10 protein-coding genes are annotated in these 20,083 nt (G+C 48.9%); 3 read left to right on the top strand and 7 right to left on the bottom strand.

Annotated features, from left to right (window positions below; all coding sequences use genetic code 11):
- Positions 1-39: 39 nt before the first annotated feature.
- Together GBK02_RS06135 and GBK02_RS06140 are read right to left on the bottom strand one after the other, a co-directional pair.
- A complete protein-coding gene (locus GBK02_RS06135; RefSeq protein WP_203468854.1) occupies positions 40-2,268 on the bottom strand; it encodes a hypothetical protein in 2,229 nt (742 codons plus the stop codon).
- Between the two features lie 417 nt (positions 2,269-2,685).
- Complete coding sequence (locus GBK02_RS06140) at positions 2,686-4,605, bottom strand: lipopolysaccharide assembly protein LapB (protein WP_203468855.1); 1,920 nt, start codon at positions 4,603-4,605, stop codon at positions 2,686-2,688.
- Positions 4,606-4,968: 363 nt separating this feature from the next.
- Between GBK02_RS06140 and GBK02_RS06145 the strand changes: the two genes are divergently transcribed.
- From GBK02_RS06145 to GBK02_RS06155, 3 genes are all read left to right on the top strand, one after another.
- Entirely contained in the window at positions 4,969-10,188 is a 5,220-nt protein-coding gene (locus GBK02_RS06145) for a RecQ family ATP-dependent DNA helicase (RefSeq protein ID WP_203468856.1), read from the top strand.
- A gap of 161 nt (positions 10,189-10,349) precedes the next feature.
- Positions 10,350-10,700, top strand: coding sequence for a helix-turn-helix domain-containing protein (locus GBK02_RS06150; RefSeq protein WP_203468857.1), 351 nt, complete (start codon positions 10,350-10,352; stop codon positions 10,698-10,700).
- The gene (locus GBK02_RS06155) at positions 10,693-12,114 is read left to right on the top strand and encodes a TniQ family protein (protein ID WP_203468858.1); all 1,422 of its coding nucleotides are present in this window, start codon (positions 10,693-10,695) and stop codon (positions 12,112-12,114) included. The genes GBK02_RS06150 and GBK02_RS06155 overlap by 8 nt, the downstream gene beginning before the upstream one ends.
- 25 nt (positions 12,115-12,139) lie before the next feature.
- Here GBK02_RS06155 and GBK02_RS06160 read toward each other — a convergent pair whose 3' ends face one another.
- From GBK02_RS06160 to GBK02_RS06180, 5 genes are all read right to left on the bottom strand, one after another.
- Positions 12,140-13,657: a TnsD family Tn7-like transposition protein gene (locus GBK02_RS06160; RefSeq protein ID WP_203468859.1), complete on the bottom strand. Its 1,518-nt coding sequence runs from the start codon at positions 13,655-13,657 to the stop codon at positions 12,140-12,142.
- A gap of 12 nt (positions 13,658-13,669) precedes the next feature.
- Complete coding sequence (locus GBK02_RS06165; RefSeq protein WP_203468860.1) at positions 13,670-15,157, bottom strand: ATP-binding protein; 1,488 nt, start codon at positions 15,155-15,157, stop codon at positions 13,670-13,672.
- The gene (locus GBK02_RS06170) at positions 15,154-17,442 is read right to left on the bottom strand and encodes a hypothetical protein (protein ID WP_203468861.1); all 2,289 of its coding nucleotides are present in this window, start codon (positions 17,440-17,442) and stop codon (positions 15,154-15,156) included. The genes GBK02_RS06165 and GBK02_RS06170 overlap by 4 nt, the downstream gene beginning before the upstream one ends.
- A gap of 2 nt (positions 17,443-17,444) precedes the next feature.
- Entirely contained in the window at positions 17,445-18,362 is a 918-nt protein-coding gene (locus GBK02_RS06175; protein WP_203468862.1) for a TnsA endonuclease N-terminal domain-containing protein, read from the bottom strand.
- 402 nt (positions 18,363-18,764) lie between these two features.
- Complete coding sequence (locus tag GBK02_RS06180; RefSeq protein ID WP_203468863.1) at positions 18,765-20,069, bottom strand: McrC family protein; 1,305 nt, start codon at positions 20,067-20,069, stop codon at positions 18,765-18,767.
- Positions 20,070-20,083: the final 14 nt, after the last annotated feature.

Here is a 20,083-nt window from a genome sequence, read left to right on the forward strand (position 1 = left end):
AGTGTTTCGGATACGAATCATTTAACCGCTATTCATCTGTTATTTGGCCTGAAGATCGGCTTCCAGCCAGACTAATTGGTTTTCCAGCACTTCTATGAAACGCTGCACGTTGAACCCATTGGGGTACAAAGTTCCCAGCGTTTTGTTTTTGGCCGGTGAGTGTGTGCTTTGCAACCCGTCACCTTCTCCTAGAAGACTAATGGGGTCGGTCAGCAACTCACGATCGTCCCGAAGCGCAATCAGGATTTCCTCGACAGAGACCTTTAGAAATCCATTGAAATGCTCGTGATCATGCTCAATTGATGTATCAGCAATGATTCCATACGTGGAGCAAGTGCTCGTTAGGCCTAACTCCATTGTTTCCCCTGGCGGCCTTTCAAGCATCCTATTGATTGCCGCGACCTTTCGTCGCAACTGTTGACCGGCTTTACGCAAAGTCGTTTTGCCATGCAGCCAAGCCTCGCGTTGGCTTCTTCGTCTGAACGAGGACTTTACTTCGATAACCAGAGCGACGCCGTCTCGAGCACAAATCAGATCAATTTCACCTACTTCCGGATATGCTTCCGGGTTGGGATGAAATCCTTGAGTTACCTTGAACCCTCGATTCTCAAAGAGCTTTCCAAGTCTTGCTTCGATGCGGCGAGTTTCCTCCTGCGCCTCGGTGCGTCGTGCCCCCAAGCGTCGCAGATTGTTGATGGCTGCAGTCGAGTTGTTTTGGCGCCCCGTTACCCAAGGCAATTGCACAAAATAATCACCCAACTTCAGAAATGGACGTTCCAATATCTCGGGAACTAGGCCTGGCATGTTGCTACGCAGGCGCGCGGCCAAGGTTAACCAGTCATTAGTCCAAAAATCCAGAATCGAGCCTGCTAGAGGCAAGCTGCCTTTCGGATTTTTTTCAGAAACCGTCCAGCCAACTATCGAACGGATTTTCTGTTCTCGCTCGGACCAAGTCAGTGGAAAACGAATCTGCATTCCATCCGTCAGCCCCTGCAATGCGAGTTCGCTCAGCGCGGCCATGGAATTCTCCGACTTCTCGAGCAGCAAACTATATTGGGCTAGGAAGTCCTGCTGGAAAAAAGCAGAGGTCAGTTCCAGCGAGAGTAGCGCCTGGAACAGATTAATGCTCTCTCCTGATGCAAGCAACACGGCATCGTCGATTCCGTAAACTTCATCCAATTCCATTTGGGTACGCAGCGCGCGAATAAATGCTAATTGGTTTGCCTCGTGGTTTTCAGGTTTTCCGATCCGTTGGTTGGCAATTTCCGACGAATAGAATTCTTGAAGCGCCCTGTAAAGCCAGTACCCGTGGCACAAAAGCAGGCGTTGTCCATCTCGTTCCCAGCGGTTACGGATGCTTGGGTCAGCAACCTCAATTTCCAATCGATCTCCTCGACGGACAAACCGAACCGCGTCATCGTAACTATGCGCGTCGACCGAACGAGAGATAAATTCATTCATCTCGACCTGCGCGGTCATCAGGGCTGAAAATGCTTGAATAAAATCCAGCCGTGGCGGGATCTGAGTGCTTCCCGGAAACAAAAACGGCGCTATGTGCTCCGCCATCGATATACCGATCTGTTTCTCGGTCAGTCGAATTTTCGCGTCAGGAGAGGTTTTCAGTTTCCAAGCAATCAATTCTGTCAGGGCATACCAAATCGCTTCATCACTCATGCTCGATTCAGATTTGGCAGATTGCCCCGAGATCAAATGTTCAAAGGCGAACAGGCTCGCGTAGATCAAGAACTCGAAGGGAGAGAGGTAGGCTAACTTGATCTGCCACTTATCGATCTCCGATTGGCGTACTTCGTGCACATCAACAAAAATATCAATGACCAAGCACTGTTCGTGAATCTCAGAAGTGACTTTTGCGATCTCACGAAGCTCAGCCAACCGTGTTGCCTTTGGGCGATAAACCATACGGGCGTATCGCATGGCTTTGCATAGCGCAGAGGGCTGTGACTGAGCGATAGACAGCAGCAGCGTTGGTGCACTAACTCTTTCCTGATCAAGATAGCGAGCTAGTGCCAGAAGCATGACCTCTGCACACCAAGTTGCAGACGGCAATTGCCCTAGAAACTCCGCGCTCCAGAATGCCGCATCACGCTCAGATTGCGTGATCTTATGTTTCCCACGACGAGCAGGTTTTCCGTCGAGGTAGTGTTCAGCAACCAGAATGGCGGCATCGCTTCTGGAAATCCCGGAGGCAATCAGCTCACAACTGCGTTCTTGATAGAAATTCAAAGAAAATAGACCAAGTGAAGTCAAATGGCATCTTATCCGATGGCGGCTATTCCCACGCTCTGAATTACCTATCTAGATTGCTTCCTCGTCCGTTATCGAGGAAAAGCCGGATCAAGCTCGGTTCGGGGGGGCGTTTTGTTGCCAACTGATACCTGCCAATCAATGGAATGGATTCGAATTTCTGCTTTGGCAAGTATATGGACGAAAAGGAGGGGATTTTCCTCTCCCCCCTTTCCGCCTTCCTTCAGGAATTTGCTAGTCCAACGCGAACATCACGGCGAAAATTCAGTAGGCTCCGATGATCGCTTGGCGATGTTGGGACGGTAAATTTTCGTCCAGATGGTGAGATAAGTTTGCCGTGCTTACCACCCCAGCTGAAGTGCCAACCTTTGCCTATCAAAGCGCGTACTTCAGTACAAATGTCTTTGTTCGCGCTATACCTCATGATTCAAAGCCTTCAAGGTTTCTCAATTCGTTCAGAATTTTCCCTTGCTGATCGACCGGATTGAGGGCGATTTGATTGGTGAGCGCATCGGTCCACAGCTGTTTTTCACGAAGATCAATTTCGTAAGGCACTGTTGGATACTCATCGCCTCCTCCTTCTTCATAGAATTCAGCTTCCATCCATTGCCAGCTGTCATCCTTTCGGAATTGCTCGCGAAGCTTTGATGCAGTTAGCAGAAAGTCGAACATTTGGCCGCTCACTACTTCTTCTGCAAGTCCCGCCGAGACAACAGAAATTGCTTGTAGATATAGCCAATACGTGTTGTTGTATGCCGGGTAACTGATCAGCTCGAGCTCTGGGTGAGATGTTTTGGATTGAGACTGCTTGCTTGACTTCAAGAATTTTTCCCCTAAGCCAGCAGTTTCAAAGCACGTTTTGTAGTCATAGTTTGCGAAGCTGCTGTGGAAAAGCTGAGCGTATTGATGCAATAGCACATCAACGCTATACGAGTTGTTCTGCTCATTGATCAAGTGATACCAACGTTTCAATGATTGATGAACAGTAGAGCTTCCTGAATTCCTTACTTTGTGGGATTGCCATAGCTGGGATAGAGAGCTGTTACGCAAAATTTCTGCTTCAAAGCGCTTTGGCGCGTACCCCTCAGCTTCCTCCGACCATTCCTGCCAATGTTTTTCGTAGCCATCAAGCTGAAGAACCCAACGTAGATGGAGAAGCTTGAAATTTCGGGCTAGCAGACCATCTCCTAGGATATTGAAAAAAGTATGCCGGTACTTGTCACGTTCGGTGATGAGGTTCGTTAGTAAGATGACCTCATCTTCTGAAAACGGATGTTGCAAGAGCGTTGGCTTAATGTCCGATGTCTCGGAGTCGAATGGTGGGAAGTGCCAGGTAGGCCAAACTGGACCCAGGCCATTCAGAGTACGAACCTCTCGGCTGGTCGCATTCCGCTTTCCGTTCAGGGCGGTTAAGAAGGCTTGGTCGATGAAAATGTCCCGGACAATCCGATATTCATCGGCATGCTCAAATTGCCATCGATTGGCTCGGGGCCAGTTCGACAGCGCTTTCGGCAATATTGCATTAAGGTCTTCATGGAATGAGGCTGCGATAGAGGCCTGTTCGTCGGTAAGCTCGCGAGCCATGGTTTCATGTGCTGACATTGGTTCAGCGACTTCCTCGGAAATCATTTGCTGCCGTTGCATCTCGTGAATTGCACGGTTTCTCTGGTGTAGTGCGACCATTACGCGGATAAACCAGGCGCGGGCGTGATTGGGTTCAACCGTGATCGCATCGCGAGCTTTCTGGCTAGCCTTCGCATAGTCCTTTAGCGCGAAATATGCCTCGGCCTGTTCTGCATATTCGTCTGCTGACCAGCGGCCTCGCCGCCCGCGCTCTTCAATAGTTTCCAGGTTTTGGATGGCCCGCAGCGCAAAGGGTAAGGGGGGAGTGGTTGGGCTCTGACCTTGAGACTGGCGAAGCTTCTCGTCGAGGCGTTGCTTCTTCAAGTCTACCTGTCGGTCTGTGAGTAGCGCCTTGAGCGTACCGAAATGCTCCCTCCAGTAGGCATAAATCTCAAATCGCCGATTGATCTCTCGTTGAGCATCGTCAATCGCTCTGGCTAGTTCAGTCGGGTCCAGTTCATTCTGGATGATTTTCGCGACTTTTTCCGTTTCGCCACGGAACGCTTCGTCTAGCGTCAGTGCGTTGATTAATATCAGTTCAGCCTCTTTGTTGGCGAGTTTCTCAGTACGGTCAGCTTCTGAGCGACGGCTGTTTGGAAAAAGGCTTGAGTCCAGATACTTGTTTGCAGCGTTACGGAGATACGCGGGGCATGGCTTCTGCCCAGTTAGCCTTTCGATGACAGCTTGTACTCCGGATGATGATTTTGTGCGACCCATAAAAATCTCCTGAAGGAGGCCGGGCTCGCCCGACCTCATTTATGCAATCTTACTTTTTCTGGCCGGCGGTCGTGCCACGGCTACTGTGATAAGCCGGATTGTTCGGGTTTCCTTGGTTTGACCGATTGTTGTTAACCTGCTGGTATGCAGGACTAGTCGGGTTACTTTGGTTGGATTTGTGATTGGCGTTAGTGCGGTTCATGGCTGGTTCTCCAGTCGGTTGGTTAAAGGAGTTGCCAGTTTGTTTTTGTGATGGTCACAGAAAAGCGAAATTTGAATTTTTTAGAGGCTGTGTTCCTAACTGGAAGTTGAACCTGTCATGGAGCCGTGTTTCAATAGATCGCTTTAAAGTAGATATTCAGAATGACTCACACATCGTTTGCGCCAAGATGCCTTTGCCTGGACATCGAAACCGCAATCGATAACGTCCTGGATATCTATAAATTTGCCGCATGGCGGGCTGATACTGACGCATCTGTTGCGTTGCAAGGGAAACAGATCTCATCCTCCCTTGAGAAGATAGACGCCCTCACGGAGGGCGCAGCCTTCGTGCTTGGACACAATGTTGTTCGTCATGACCTGCCTGCTCTAGCTGTTCGATTCCCAAGCCTCAGGCTAAATCATTTGCCAGCAGTGGATACGCTTGAGCTATCGCCCATCGCGTTCCCTGCGAACCCGTATCACAGCCTCGTCAAAGACTATAAATTGGTGCGTGATGCACGTAATGATCCGTTGAAGGATGCTCAGCTATCGCTGAAGCTATGGCAGGACCAGTACGCTGCTTTCGAGCATCTGAACCAAACATCGCCCGACGAGTTGGCTTGTCATCACTATTTCTTGACGAGGGAAGCCAAAGGCGGCGTTGGTAGCTTTTTCGCGAAGCTACGAGGTGCGATGCCACCCAAAGCATCAGATGTCAAAGATGCGGTGGTGCGCCTTACACAAGGAAAGGTTTGCCCAAAGAACCTCAACCAGATTCTGCTCCGATCCCTAGAGGACACAGAGGCAGGGCATGCCTTTTCATATGTTTTGGCTTGGCTGCGTGTCAGCGGCGGGAATTCCGTCTTGCCCCCATGGGTGAGGCTTCAATACCCGTCGACGACTACCTTCATTGAGCAGCTTCGCGAAACACCCTGCGACGATCCCGTTTGCCCCTATTGTTCACTCTATCTAGATCCTCGTAATGAGCTGGATCGGTATTTCGGATTTTCGAACTTCCGGCCCGAGCCAAAGAACGCTGAAGGTGGCTCTTTACAGGAAGATATTGTCAGGGCCGGATATGCGGGAGAGAGCATTCTGGCCATCCTGCCTACGGGAGGTGGCAAGTCAATTTGCTATCAGCTGCCGGCACTATCCCGCCATTGGCGCAACGGCAGTCTCACAATCATCGTTTCGCCTCTCCAGTCTTTGATGAAGGACCAGGTAGATAACTTGGTCAAAGTCGGTATCTACAGTGCTGCAACCCTGAACGGGATGCTCACGATGCCTGAACGACGGGAGGTGCTCGAGAAGATCCGTTTAGGCGACGTCGGGATATTGTTGGTTTCCCCGGAGCAGTTCCGTAATCACGCGTTTGTTGAGGCGATTCGGCATCGCCAAATCGGAACCTGGGTGTTCGATGAAGCTCACTGTTTGTCAAAGTGGGGCAACGATTTCAGGCCCGATTATTTGTATGTTTCGCGCTTCATTCGAGAACGTTACGCCCGCCAGTCTCACGATGTGGCTCCCGTTAGTTGCTACACGGCAACAGCCAAACGCGAGGTCATTGATGACATCCGCAGCCACTTCCAAGAGTCACTCGGAATCGAACTACGAATTCTCGATGGTGGCCATGAACGAAACAACCTTCACTATGAGGTTATGCCGGTAACCAAACCGGAAAAACCAGCCCTTATCCATCGCCTTTTGGAAAAAGAGTTTGGCGATCCTGCCAAAACTGGGCGCGAAGGCGGTGCGGTTGTATTTGCCGCTCGCCGCAAGAGTGCAGAGGAGTTGTCAGGGTTTCTCAAGGATATGGGGTGGGCCTGTGCACATTTCCATGCCGGTCTGGACGCAGGTGTCAAAAAGGATGTTCAGCAGGCGTTCATTGAAGGTGACTTGAAAGTCATCGTTGCTACGAATGCCTTCGGAATGGGCGTAGACAAGCCAGATGTGAGGATTGTGATTCATGCTGAAATTCCCGGTTCTCTTGAAAACTATCTTCAGGAGGCCGGTAGAGCTGGACGTGATCGAGAAGAGTCACGATGCGTCCTGCTTTACGACGAAGAGGATGTCGAGGCCCAGTTCAGCTTGTCCGCAAGATCAAGGTTGTCCCGCCAAGATATTGCAGGGATTCTGAAGGCCTTACGCCGATACGCTGGCAAGACCAAGAGTACCGAGGTCGTTGTAACACCGGGAGAAATTCTTGCCGACGATGATCTGGAAACGAGTATTGAGGCAGATAACCCCGATGCGGACACCAAGGTTCGTACCGCAGTTTCTTGGCTTGAGCGTGCCCGGTTTCTTGAGCGCAACGAAAATCACACTCGCGTTTTCCCGGGGAGCCTAAAGGTACCTAACCTAGAGGAAGCAGAAAAGCGACTTCGGAGAGCCAATCTGTCCGAAGACATTTTTGGGAAGTACAGGGATCTTGTTTCTGTATTGATCAACGCGCGGGATGACGAAGGAATTAGTACTGACGAGCTGATGGCCATTCTCGGTGCGACCAGTGATGAAGTGATTCGCATGCTTCATCAACTAGAGCAACTCGGCGTTCTCACCAACGATTTGTCTCTGACGGTGTTACTCCGGAAAGGAGTCAAGGATGCTTCACAGGATCGTTTGCTACGCCTGATTGCTATCGAAAAAGCCATTCTTGAATTGCTGCCTGAACTGGCTCCGGATGCCGATAGCGGCGAGTGGCAGGATGTAAATCAGCGGGGGCTGTGCCAGGAGTTGAAGAATCGAACGGGCATCGATTTCATCCCGGCCGACTTGATGAAGGTTCTCCATTCTCTTGCTCGGCCATTTGGGGAGGGAGAGAAGAGCCGCCGAGCCTCAATTGATGTGAAGCTCATCCGTCGAGAGATATTGAAAATTCGTTTGCTCAGATCCTGGGCGAATATTCGCGAGATTGCTGAAAAACGTCGTTCAGTAGCAGGGGTACTTTTGCAGTTCCTCCTAAGAAAGCTCGACGACAAAGTGCGTGGTGTCGACTTGCGTGTTGAATGCAAGGTCGGTGAGCTGGCTGAAGCCCTCAAGTCCGATCTAGAGATCGGGCCCCAGGTAAAAGATGATCTGACGGCGATAGATGCGGGCTTGCTTTATCTGCATGACAATGGTGTTGTAATTCTCGATCGGGGAAAAACCGTTTTCCGTTCGGCGATGACCATTGAAATTTTCTCCGAGGAGCGCCGCGGGTTTACAAATGCTGACTACGAGCCACTGAAAGAGCATTACAACGAGAAGAATTTTCAGATTCATGTCATCCATGAATACGCCAAGCTAGGCTTGAAGAAGCTGTCTGACGCGCTGAATTTTGTGTTGGCCTACTTTACGTTGCCAAAGCTCGAATTCATCCGAAGGTATTTTGCCGGCCGAAAAGAGATCCTCGACCGGGCAACGACTGAAGAGTCCTATCGGCGGATCGTTGAGTCCCTTCGCCACCCGATTCAGCAGCGTTTGGTCTCCGAAAAAGCTGACACAAACCGCCTGATCCTAGCAGGCCCTGGCTCCGGGAAAACCAGGGTGATTGTTCACCGTGTTGCCTATCTGGTTCGTGTCCTGCGCGAACCACCGAGTAGCATTATCGTTCTTGCATTCAATAGAGGGGCTGCCTGGGAAATTCGTCAGCGCCTAAGGAATTTGATTGCTTCCGATGCGGGTGCGGTGACGGTGTTGACCTATCACGCGTTAGCATTTCGATTGACCGGGACGAGTTTTGCCAACCTAGCAGAACAAGCGACATCGGATGCGCCATCGATCAGCCTGGATGGCGTACTCGATAAAGCGATTGCGTTGTTGCAAGGCAAAACGGATCTGAACGGCATTGAAGGTGACAGCGACGAACTGCGTGAGCGGTTATTGGCGGGCTATCGCCACATCCTAGTCGATGAGTATCAAGATATTGACCAGCGCCAATACGAGTTGATCAGCGCGCTAGCCGGTCGGCAGGCTGCTGATAAAGATGCTCGCCTCACCTTGTTGGCAGTCGGTGACGACGATCAAAACATTTATACATTCCGGGGCACAAGCAACGAGTTTATCCACCGTTTTCAGGAGGACTATCAGGCAAAGGTTGAATATCTGGTGGAGAACTATCGATCAAATGCGAACATCATTGCCGCAGCCAATGCATTAATCGCCTCGCATCCTAATCGCTTGAAGGTTGATCACCCAATTCGTATCAATCACGCGAGGCAGAGTGAATCTCCTGGTGGGCTATGGCAGCGACTGGATCCGATTGCACAAGGGCGTACGCAGATACTAAGTGTTCCGGGCGATCATGTCGGACAGGCAGTGGTTGTTATTGAAGAGCTGATGCGTTTAAAAGCCTTGGATGCCAACAGTGATTGGGGCGATTTTGCTGTGCTGGCTAGAAATCGTGCAACCCTGGATCCGTTCCGAGCTTGGTGCCATCAGAACAAAATCGGATATCGAGTCTCAGATAAGGAGAGTGCCGGTCCCCGTTTTTACCAGACAAGAGAAGCCTATCTCCTACTGGACATGCTGCGATCAAAACCCAGTCGCCGTCTAAAGCCACGTGGCTTGCTACGCTGGTTCGAGATGCGATTTGGTGGTCAGTATCATGACAACCCTTGGCTCAATCTGCTGGGCCAGTTCGTCGAGGAGTTCGTCTGTATTTGGGGGGAGATATCGGTGCCCAGCAGTACCGTTGCCGATGAGCTCTATGAGTTTGGTGTGGATGCGGTGAGGACAGATCGGGGAAGGCTGACGCTCTCCACCGTGCATTCAGCCAAGGGGCGAGAATTCAAGCATGTCGTGATTCTGGATGGGCAGGATTGGACAAGCTCAAACGACGATGAGCGACGTCTGTACTATGTTGGTATGACTCGAGCCAAAGAAAATCTTGTTCTTTGCCAATCAGCAATAGGCTCGAACCCGTTTTCCAAGAGAATCAACGGTGATGGGATGATCCGTATCCCAATTCCTGAGACAGTGAATAGGCTTGATTCGCTGGCGCTCAAGTACCTCGCATTAGGACTGGCTGACATTGATCTTGGCTATGCGGGACGGATGGGGGATCAGCATCCCATTCATCGTGTTCTCGACGGATTGGAGTACGGTGAGGAGCTGCAGATCTTCCAAACGGAAAAGCGGATTGAAATCAGGGTGCCTTCATCTCGCCTGCCGATAGGTGCGTTAGCCAAGAGATTCAAAGTGCCGGAGGGCCGGCTTGTTGATGTGCGGCTCGACACCTTGGTCCGTAGATCAAAAAAACAATCTGCACCGCCATACGCAGAAATGATGCGCGTAGAGAACTGGTATGTGCCGCTGGTCACACTAACTGTTATGCCAGCGGAAACGCCTGGAATTAAAGTTTGCCAAGAATCCGCTGTCCAGCAAGTGGAAGCCGAAAACTAATACATGCCGTAGACGCGTTCATGTTGGGCGCGCCCTGATTGTCATTCCGACAGCCCTATGGCCAGCTAACTATCCCGCACGAAATAATGTTCGCTTGGGTTTGCCAAGCGTTTTGTTATTGCATAAACTATGCGAAATTATGCAAATGAATGCGGTTATCGATGATTGAGCACACGCTTATTGGGCGTCTGAAGTATGCGGTCAATGTTCTCGGCCTGAGTCAGCAAGAAATCTCCGCAGCTACTGGCATTCACCAGTCACAGATTTCTAGAATGCTGTCTGGAAAGGTACGGAGAGTTTCAAAGAACCTGCAAAAGCTGAGCTCCTACCTTGAAAATTTGCATGAGTTATATGCAAAACAGGACGCTATCCCCCAAGTGCTTGTGGATGCGATTCGTTTTTCGTGGGATGGGACCTTGCAACATGCAGATGCATTGGCACGCGTCATTGTTAGCCTCAAAGGGCTCAGGGAGCTAATGAATTGTCCTTCCGGGGCTACGAAAAATGTTTGAGTCTGTTTTGAAAATTAAGCCCATTCCTGACGAAACAAGTTATGGGCTTGTAATGGCTCTCGGGAATCTGCTCGGTGCGAGATCTTATGGTGAGGCGCTAACAGCTGTATTTGGCGATGCTAGAGGAGGGCTGATCGACCCATTAGATTGTGAGCCAAATCGACTGGCTGCGCTTCTGGGCAAAGTATCGTTAGAGGAGCCTGGCGAGCTACTTCTCAAGCATTCACTGTGGCCGTATTTCATTGCCTTCCATAAGGTTGGTATTGCAGGGCTAATCGAAATTGCGGCAAGCACAGTGCAGGCGAGAGGGGTTTTGGGGTTGAACGGTTCTCAACTTGTCGCCCAAGCTTGGAGAGCTAAATATTGCCCAGTTTGTGCCCAGGATCAATTGGAGAACCACCAGCGAACCACATGGATTCGTGCGCATCAATTGCCTGGAGTTGCAGTGTGTTTCCGTCATGGGAATTTTTTGGTCAACAGTTCTTTGCCGTTGGGCAAGGCAGGGGATCTGCGAGCTGAGATCGAATTTCCCGAAGTCGCCTCAATTTCGGTAGCGTCTGTTCGAGACTCATATCTGGATAGTGGCGTGTGGAGTATTAATAATCCACACTTGCTTTTAGCTCAAGTTAGCCATGCAGTTTTGGGAAGTAACTTTCGTTTTTCAGATCAATCGAAAGTTAGGTTACTTTATGGAAGAGCATTACATAGGCATGGTCTCATTTCGGGTAAGGCAATCGATTGGTCTGGCATTGAATTGTTCTTGCGAGATTGTTACGGAGAGTTATTGGCAAAACAATTAGGGGGCGAGTTCAAAGGGGTAGGCTTTAGGAAGTGGCTGGGAGGAATGATCCACGGCACTCAGTATCCGCGCCAATCATTTCGACATGTGTTGCTATTGGGGGCATTGTTTGATCGACTGCCATCTGTAAAGGAGGTTGAGTTGGCCATGCCGATCGCTGGGTGTGACAACGTCGCACACCATCAACGTCCTATTTTCTGTTCCGAAAAAAACAAAGATCGCAACGCTATACGCAGCAAGATCAGAGCATTGATCCAAGAGAAACCAGATTTGAGGAGAACAGATCTACGTAAATTGCTTGGTTGGGCTAACTATGAGTGGGCGCTCAAATACGACACCGAATGGTTGGATTTGACAGTGAAATTGGTGCCTAAATGCCGTAGAAGAGACGGTTCCCGTGCGGGTGCGGACTGGGGGGGGCGAGATATGAGAGTTGCATTGATAATTCAGAAGTTGCCCCTTGGTCAAAAAGCCCGATTAAGGCGAGGACGAAGCTCTATCAATCTTTCCGAGTTAGCTCGTATTACCAATAATTCTCAAGATGTACTACGCAGGGTAATTAAACAACCAGCTACTAAAGCCGAACTTCAGAAGCTTCGGCTTGGATGGAACTAGTCTCCAAGTGCATCCTTCGCGTTATTTATTTGCATTGGGAGTTCCGAGTGCCGAAAAATGGATAGTTTTGTTTAAGCCATTGGTGGTCATTACGCACTAGCCACTGAAATGGATTGCCTGGAATATTTCGGATGGTTTTCTGATCAGCTCCTGGGTGTTCTTCAAGCAAGGCCAGCAATTCCTTTCGTCGAGATTTGATTTGTTTATTCAGATTTGCCTTGTACCAGTTGGCTCTCAGTTTCTGATTGCGAGCCATGTATGCAGTGATCCAGCGCCTGCTAACATCTAGGCTCTCTGCAATCTCTTCGCGGGAAGCCCCTTTTGAAATTAACTTTAAGAGCCGCTTTGTAAACTCAGGGGATTCCTTGTGAGGCCGTTTTTGATAGGGCACTTTGTGCCTTTCGGCCCAAGTCATCACCCGCTTCAAAGTTATGCCAAGCCCAAGAGCTGCTTTGTTGAGCGACATGTCCTTCTGAATTACAAGTTCAACTAAAGATTTATCTAAAGAGTCATCGTTTTTTCGTTGCATTTGGAATTTCGTTAGAACGGGATCCTCTTCTGAGCTGTATTGGCGATAATGCTCGACGAACTCTTCAAACGAGTTGAAGAGAAGATCGATTAGAAGCAGGTACTTGGACGGATGTTGAAGTCGCTTAGATCCCCTTAGCATGGGGCCAAGTATTCCTAGATCCTCCCTTTGTATGCCACGGATAAAATCAAATCCAGGGTAGTCGACTAAGTATGTGTGGCGATTAAGGAAAGCATTTTGAATGTCAGACCAACGGAGAGTCCCGTTGGGGTGAATCCATCCTGCCGCCTGAAGTTGTGCATAAAATGCCAGGCGCAATATCTCCGGGCGGAACTGGATCTGTGATTTAGCAGCGAGCTCGCTTAAACGCCCAAGTTGTTCAAGCTGATCCCATGTCTTGTCTGGCAGGTTTTCGCTCGTGGCTACACTTGAAAGCTCGCCGAGGTCATCAGGCAATGGCCATGAGGCTACTGTGTATTGATTATTGGGATTCGAGACATAGTGAAGCCCTTGTTTGTGCTTGGGGCAAATCCAGGTGGTTGGCCATTGATTTATCAGCCACCAACGAGCGATTCCATGGTCATCTTTTTCCTCGTTCGCGCATGATTTGCAAAACTTAAGTGGATGCGAGGTGGCGGCGCGACTGGATGGAAGACCTAGGACAAATTTTAGTCGTTCAACACTATTACTCAGCATCATGGCTTGTACTTTAGCCATTGTTTCAGGAGGTCGGAATGCCGCGTAAAAAGCGTAATGCGTATGTTGATGTATGAGGTCGACGGATGTGCCCAGTAGATTGGCTGTAGCTTTTCCAAAATGACCAAGACGACCAGGAAAATCGAGTACAAAGCCAGCCGTATTAGAGCCAAATAGCCTTCGGGAGGTGACTGCCGGCGTCCCTATGCCCGCAATACGGTGATAGCGGGAACACCAACTAAAAAGTGATTCACCTGGAGATATGGCCGGGATACAGTCAAGGTGGTGATTTTGGAAAAGGTCATTTGCGAAGCCCATTGGTGCGAACCACTAAGATCCATCAGGGGGCTTCCCATTGATGATGACTGTTTCTAATTCATCAAGATGATGTTCGCGTAGAGAGTTTTTTAGGGGAGAGCACGGGGCGCTTTGTTTCTCTCGTTGTTTTGAACATTTACGTTCGATTGATTTCCGATCTGCTTCAGCAGAGGCAACAGGGTCAACGACAATTTTATTGTTCTCAACAAACGAAGAAACTGGCGGATCGTTTTCGCTTTGACCCCCAACGTTTTGGCTGGACGTCTTCCCCCATTTCTCTATGTAGTAGTCATAGTCAACGTCAATGCACTGCTTGAGTTTGATGATGTCGTGCTCAGTAAATGCGCTGATTAAAGGTTTCATTTTTCTTAATTTTGTAGAAGCAGCGGCTGCTTGATTGATCAAGGAATCGTCGACTTCCTTCGCTGGAAATTTCACCCTCAGCTTTTCTAATTGGCAATGAAGTTCGATATAAAAGTCCTCAAACCCACCGCTGAGTTGTAGTTTGAGTAATTCATTTTTTTCGTTGAAGACATCTCGAGATCCATCGAGATGGCAAGTTGCAACGGTTTGAATAAACTTTTTCCATTCTGGGTCGTTGATCGACTCTGCCGGGTTTCGGCGAAGCTCATTGGTGGCGAACAGCCTTCGCAGTTGCTGTGTTGCATACTTTTCGTCTTCATTTTTTTTGGGAGGGAGTAATCGAAATCCCAAAGGGTTCCCCGAAAAAATAAGTGAAATGCGCTGGTTCGCTATCCGCAAAAACCAGTCACGTATATCTGCTGAGCCAGATTTTGAAAAGTTATTGGCCTGGATTTCATCGACAGCAAGAATGCCTACGTAATGAGTTCGCAGGAGTCGTAAAGCTCGTTCCATTTTCGTGTTTGCAGATTTTGCGCCTTTCAGTGTGGCCTCGAAAATATCGCCGTTGGCCTTTAGGGCGTCATCTATCGCTCTTACGATTTGCTCGGCCAAAGCTTCGATAGACGCGATACTGGTCATGTCTATCCGAATCCATGTGATTTGGGCAATCAGGGCCAATCCAAAAATGTTTTCTCGGTACACAACCTGGGGGATGCTCTGTAGCGCTGCTTCTAGCAAATGCGATTTGCCAAGTCCGGTCAAGCCGGAGAGGACAACCCCGCAATAGCTACTATGAATAACAACAGGATCGGAGGGCTGCGATGCAGTCGAAAAATAGGATGTCTGATTTTGTTGGACAGTTGGGTTCTTTTGAAAAAGCGTGATTTTTAGAGCTCTATGGATATTTAAGCCAAGTTGGAGTGCAGTATTGGTTGGGGCCACTACCGCCGCCATATAGGCAGGAAATAGATCGATATCTTGGTTTTGGCGACGCCAAGCCGCATCAAGGAAGGGATTTCGCGCAATCAAAGGAAATATCTCTTTTTCTGTTGATGCGAGGCATATTCCTTCTAGCAGGGGGTTGGTTTTGGGTGAATCTGGCGCTGATTGTCCCCTAGTTGTCCGTGCCTGATTCATTCTGGGTCACCATTAAGCCACCGCTCGAAGTCCTTATCGATATCCGAGGATGGGGGGCCTCTGAGTGGGACAACATTGCTCGATGAGGTCTGGTTTTCGGGCTGAACGGAGGTTTGATGTTTAGTGGGCGAAATAGGAATAGGTGATTGGCCGTGGGTTCGAACTTCATCCTGCAAGGCTTTCCTACGTCCGCTTGCGTTTGATGATGCCCCCTTTCGTCCGCCATGTCTTTTAACGTCTGCGGTTTTCTGTTTAGCAATTTCTTTGCGCTCTGCGCTGTTTTGAAGTGCTTTGGAGGCCGAATTTTCTGTTGCCCGGTTATTCGCCTTGTAAAGCATCACAGTATCTTCGGTGGCGCGAATTGTCAGATCATGGACGCTGGCGAGTGACGCCAGAAGAGGGTCTTTTGTGGCGAGACGAAGCCTTTGAAGTCCATTATCTGGATCTTGGAAATAAGCAACACGTGGATCATTTGGATTCATCAATATGCTGATGCGCTCGCGCTTATTGCGCCGAGCTGATTCCAGCCAACGATCAAATTCCGCGTTCTGGCCGAGATAGCGTAGATCTTTGAGAAGTATCTCGTCCCCAGAGTCAAAATGACGCTTAACTAAAGGGTAAATTCCATCTCGGGTGATACTGGCTGGAAACTCCGGACACAGGGCTAGATACAGGTCGTCCTCGTTATAGCTAATCTGGTGGTGGTAACCGTTAGCCATGCAGTATTCCAAAATATTTCGCCGGTATGGCTCCACCCCTGCTTGGATCATTTCTGTTGTTCGTAAGTGAGGTACAGGATCGAAGTTATTGATTCTAAGTACGTCTCTGATCAGTTCCCGCGTGAAGTCAAATAATGTTTGATCCGCTTCCTTTGCAGGATCTATTTCTCCGCGTTTACGAAATCTGCCGAATGTCGATCCATTGGCATTGTGGTCGTGAAGTAATCCATGCGCACGTTCGCCGCGACCTCTCAGATCGGGGCGTCCTGTTATGACGTACTCAATTGATCGGTTGGTTTCGCCAAGGCTTTCACGTACAGCAGTACAGTTGAATTCTCCCTTGTCGGCGCGGAACTCTGCATGTAGGTGTGAATACCACTCTTCGGGCTTAATATGAATATGGTATCGCGCACAGAATTCAACTTTGTCGCTACATGCGTTCAAAATTGATAGCTTTGCTGCCTCTTTATTGACTCGCCACCCAACGTAGATTCCCCATATGTACCCAGTTTTTTCTTCAACGACGGGAATGACCCTTGCTGGCCCAAGTGTTTGTGAGCGGTTAAATGCCGAGACAAGGTAGCGATCATTTGAAGAGGCGTCGACCAGTGCGCGTAAGCCTGTTTGCAAAGTGATCGGGTTGGATTGACCATTCAACGGCCGATTGTTCTTTTCATATTCCTGGTCTAGCAGTTGTTTGCGCCAGAGAGCCTGCTCTGGATCATCATTTGGGCCATGTGCTAAAAATTGTGCCTCCGATGGGCGCTGGCCTTGTGGCAAGTAGGTGGTTTCCAGTTCCCCATTGATCATCTCCACGCTTATCAAACAATACAAATTGAGGAAAGTTTCATAGGCCGCAGGACCTGTTACACCATGCTTGATGCTTTCCTGATAGGTATCCCTGATTTTCTGTAGCCAGTTTTCATCAAGCCCAAAATTCGTGTTCCCTTTACCTTCGAGCTTTGCCTTTGTCGTCATTCTGCCTAGCACATGCCCTTTTCCGACACGAGGCTTTCCGAAGGCTCCCGATCTAAATCTTTCTGGAATGACGCTCAGTCGGGAACACTTATTGGCGTAGAAGGCATAGACCACTTGGTAGCTATCATTGAGACAAACATCATGCTTCTCGCAGGCTGGTTTGAGGATTGATGAAAGAGAGGTTATTCCCTTCCAAGCTCCATCAAGTTGACCAATAATTTCATCAAGAAATTTAAGCCATTTCTGCCGATACTCCAGGGGGGCTGATAGCTTATGAGTGGTTGTATATCCTTTTTTCTCTCGACGATTGCTTGGTGGGTAACGTGCAGCAAGCTGTACATCCGATAGCCGTAGCTGAGGCGCGGCCTCCTCTTTCTCAACTAAAATCAGTTGCTTGTCGGAGATCCAATCTCTGACTTTAGAATAGGCCAACGTTTGGGGCTTGCTGAATGGCTTTTTGTCTATCCGAATCAGCGTGATCAGATTTTCAGCCTTGTTGAGCCAGATCACTCGATGCAGGCTGTTTAAAGGGAATGGTTTGCTGCCCGAGCACAGATAAAGAGCTAGCAAGATAGGGTCATTGGACATGTCTAGCCCTGTCCCAGCATATAGTTACGCGCTTCGGTTATCCAGCGGCCATCGGTGAGAAAAGGCGGGGCGGCGAAAACCCATGCTTTTCGTATGTCGATTGGTATTTGTTTGAACCAAAGCGCGCGATGAAATAGCTCTTGACCCAGTTTTTTCGAGAGATGGAGGCGGCGCATCGTATGTGAGAGGGAGTCCTGAATGGTTTCCGATTCACTTAATCGATTTCCAAGAACGTCGGCGAATTGAACTTGAATAGATGCGATATTTGGGGCTGGTGCTGAGTAGTGAAACAGGATTCTCAGGTTGTTGCTTAATGTTTCCGGAATCTGGTTTTTTGAAAATAGACGCCAGGGAATGGACAACCTATCGCAATAGTCTCGCTGTAGTGCGAGTTTTATAGCGTCACCTTCTTCAATTTCAACTTTGCTGAGATCAGGCTTGACTGCAAAAGCCACAGCTCTGTTTGTGACAGGGGCTGGAACGGTCGCCAGAACATCAATCGTTGGGATGTAGTAAAGCTTTGTGCCTGGAAAACGGGGATGAGTGATTCCCATGCTCCGTGCGATAGCCAAAGTTCCTGGGCTCCAAGGGATTGAAGCCGGTTTGAATTCCGGATGCCCATATAACGGATGGGGATGTTTCCATGGCCAGCATGGAAACTGCTCTCGCAGGTCGCTGGCACCTAAAAACATCAGGAAATCCTCCAAATTGCCTTCTCCAGCAGAGAGAAAATGCCCGTATCGATCGAATGCCGGGATGTACCGATAATTAAGGTTGCCCAAGGTAGGCGAACCTCTGGTTTGAATCTTGATCCAAGGTATGTAATCAGTCCCATGACCTTGCCCGCGACCTTCTTCGATCCATGCCTCGATAGTTTCTGTTGTTATTGCCAAAGTTGTTTTCCGAAATTTGAAAAGCACTTTTGAGCATCGAATTTAATCGAATCGAAACGCAAAATCAAGAAAAAACAAAGTAAAATCAATCACATAAGAAACATTGTATAATAAATCTGGATGTGCATATGTTCTACTGGCGGGTTATGTGCAGGTGCTCCCTATGCATTCGTATTCGATGTTTTGAGATGCATTAGTATAGTTGGAGCCAAAGGCTGCATTCCTCTATCGTGGCACTGGACTTACGTTGCTCAACCGAATGAGCAATATAAAAACCAACCTTATAGATTGATTTATTGTTTAACAGAGGTTATGACAAAGGACAGTTTGTCCGTTGGGCGTCGGCAAGGGATTTAGTATTTTGCCGATCTCACCTTTGAATGTGCTGCTACTAAGTTATTGGCTAAGGAAGAAGATGCACAGCGAGTTTCAGGGCGATATTTTGAGGTGAAGTGGATGGCCTTCAGGTAGAAGGAGCTTTCGAGACTCTAGGCAGAAGGGGAGTACCCAAAGCTGTAAATTATTTGACTCAGAAAATCTGAACTCCGGCAGAGGATGCGCAAAGCTATCGTTCTTGGGGTAAATCAGCACGATGTCGCCAGCCCCCCCGAGATAATTCTGCCCGTAGGCAAACAGCTGGTAAAAGTCGCTTTGAGAAAGACCATATTTATCTCGGCCATTTGCTTTGGCGCTATCCAACAGTTTCCATTTCGTATCCAGTACCAAAACGTTGTGTGCACCATTGCGGACGAGTAAGTCCGGTTTTAGACGGAACCAGCTCTGAGAATTGTGTTGAACGAGGTGTCGACTTTGTGCCTGAGTTTTCAGTGTTAAGCCTTTTGCCAACTGTTTGCTCAAATATTTGGCTACATACGATTCAAATACTGCTTCCATCGGGAAAAGAAGAGAAGTGGCAGACTCGCTTCCTTTACCGGTTAGTGGTGAGCGGCCTTCCAATATCAATCGAGCCCAAGCCAGCGCGTTGCCGTAGTGGCTCATGCCTCGGTCGATACGCACCTTCTTAAAATCTTGGGTAACGTCGCTTGATGCTGTGATGTCGGAAAATACAAAACTCAACTCACGCGCGAATTTTTGATTACCTTGCGATGACGAAATTGAAAGCGCTCTTCGAAGCGCCGCGTGAATCAGCCTATTTTCTGGGCGATTGGGTGAGAATTCATCATGTTCGGTAAAGAAGCGGTCAGCACGAAATAAATTTCGTCGGATTTGCTGCGATACCAGTAATTTTCCACGAAGAGCAAATAAATCATCCTGAATTGTGCTGTAGTCACTGCGTAGGCCTCGCTTCACCACATGGTCCACAGCAAGCAGAAATTCATTGATGAACACTTCGAGAAGAGGCATCCGGGTTGCCGAAAGCTTCGCACTGTCGGTCTGAATATGCCGGAAACCATTGAGGCTCCGAAGCATTTCGATCAATAGATTCCTTGCTTGCTCTGCTCCACCGCTGATGGCTTTACCGATCTTTGGCAGAACTTCAATTTGGAAACCGTTCGGGGCTCTTAGAACACCTACAAAGCTGGTAACTTGAATTGCTTTACGACCGTGCCTCTGGGTTAGCCTTAGGCAAGCAATCTCACCTTCAACAGAGCTTTTTAGGCAACAGGTTTCCAGCCAGAGAAATACCGGTTCTGGAATGTCCTGAATATCAATATGCGAGTTGGAGCCAGGAGGGGCTATAAGTCCAAATTCGAATATCGTGACGCTATTCATCGCATCATGCCCAT

The organism is Dechloromonas sp. TW-R-39-2 (assembly GCF_016864195.1).
Taxonomy (GTDB): domain Bacteria; phylum Pseudomonadota; class Gammaproteobacteria; order Burkholderiales; family Rhodocyclaceae; genus Azonexus.

Excerpts from the sequence above, each read along its gene's own strand:
- GBK02_RS06140 (WP_203468855.1), bottom strand. The coding sequence starts at position 4,605 with ATGGGTCGCACAAAATCATCATCCGGAGTACAAGCTGTCATCGAAAGG.
- GBK02_RS06145 (WP_203468856.1), top strand. The coding sequence starts at position 4,969 with ATGACTCACACATCGTTTGCGCCAAGATGCCTTTGCCTGGACATCGAA.
- GBK02_RS06150 (WP_203468857.1), top strand. The coding sequence starts at position 10,350 with ATGATTGAGCACACGCTTATTGGGCGTCTGAAGTATGCGGTCAATGTT.
- GBK02_RS06155 (WP_203468858.1), top strand. The coding sequence starts at position 10,693 with ATGTTTGAGTCTGTTTTGAAAATTAAGCCCATTCCTGACGAAACAAGT.
- GBK02_RS06160 (WP_203468859.1), bottom strand. The coding sequence starts at position 13,657 with ATGGGCTTCGCAAATGACCTTTTCCAAAATCACCACCTTGACTGTATC.
- GBK02_RS06165 (WP_203468860.1), bottom strand. The coding sequence starts at position 15,157 with ATGAATCAGGCACGGACAACTAGGGGACAATCAGCGCCAGATTCACCC.
- GBK02_RS06170 (WP_203468861.1), bottom strand. The coding sequence starts at position 17,442 with ATGTCCAATGACCCTATCTTGCTAGCTCTTTATCTGTGCTCGGGCAGC.
- GBK02_RS06180 (WP_203468863.1), bottom strand. The coding sequence starts at position 20,069 with ATGAATAGCGTCACGATATTCGAATTTGGACTTATAGCCCCTCCTGGC.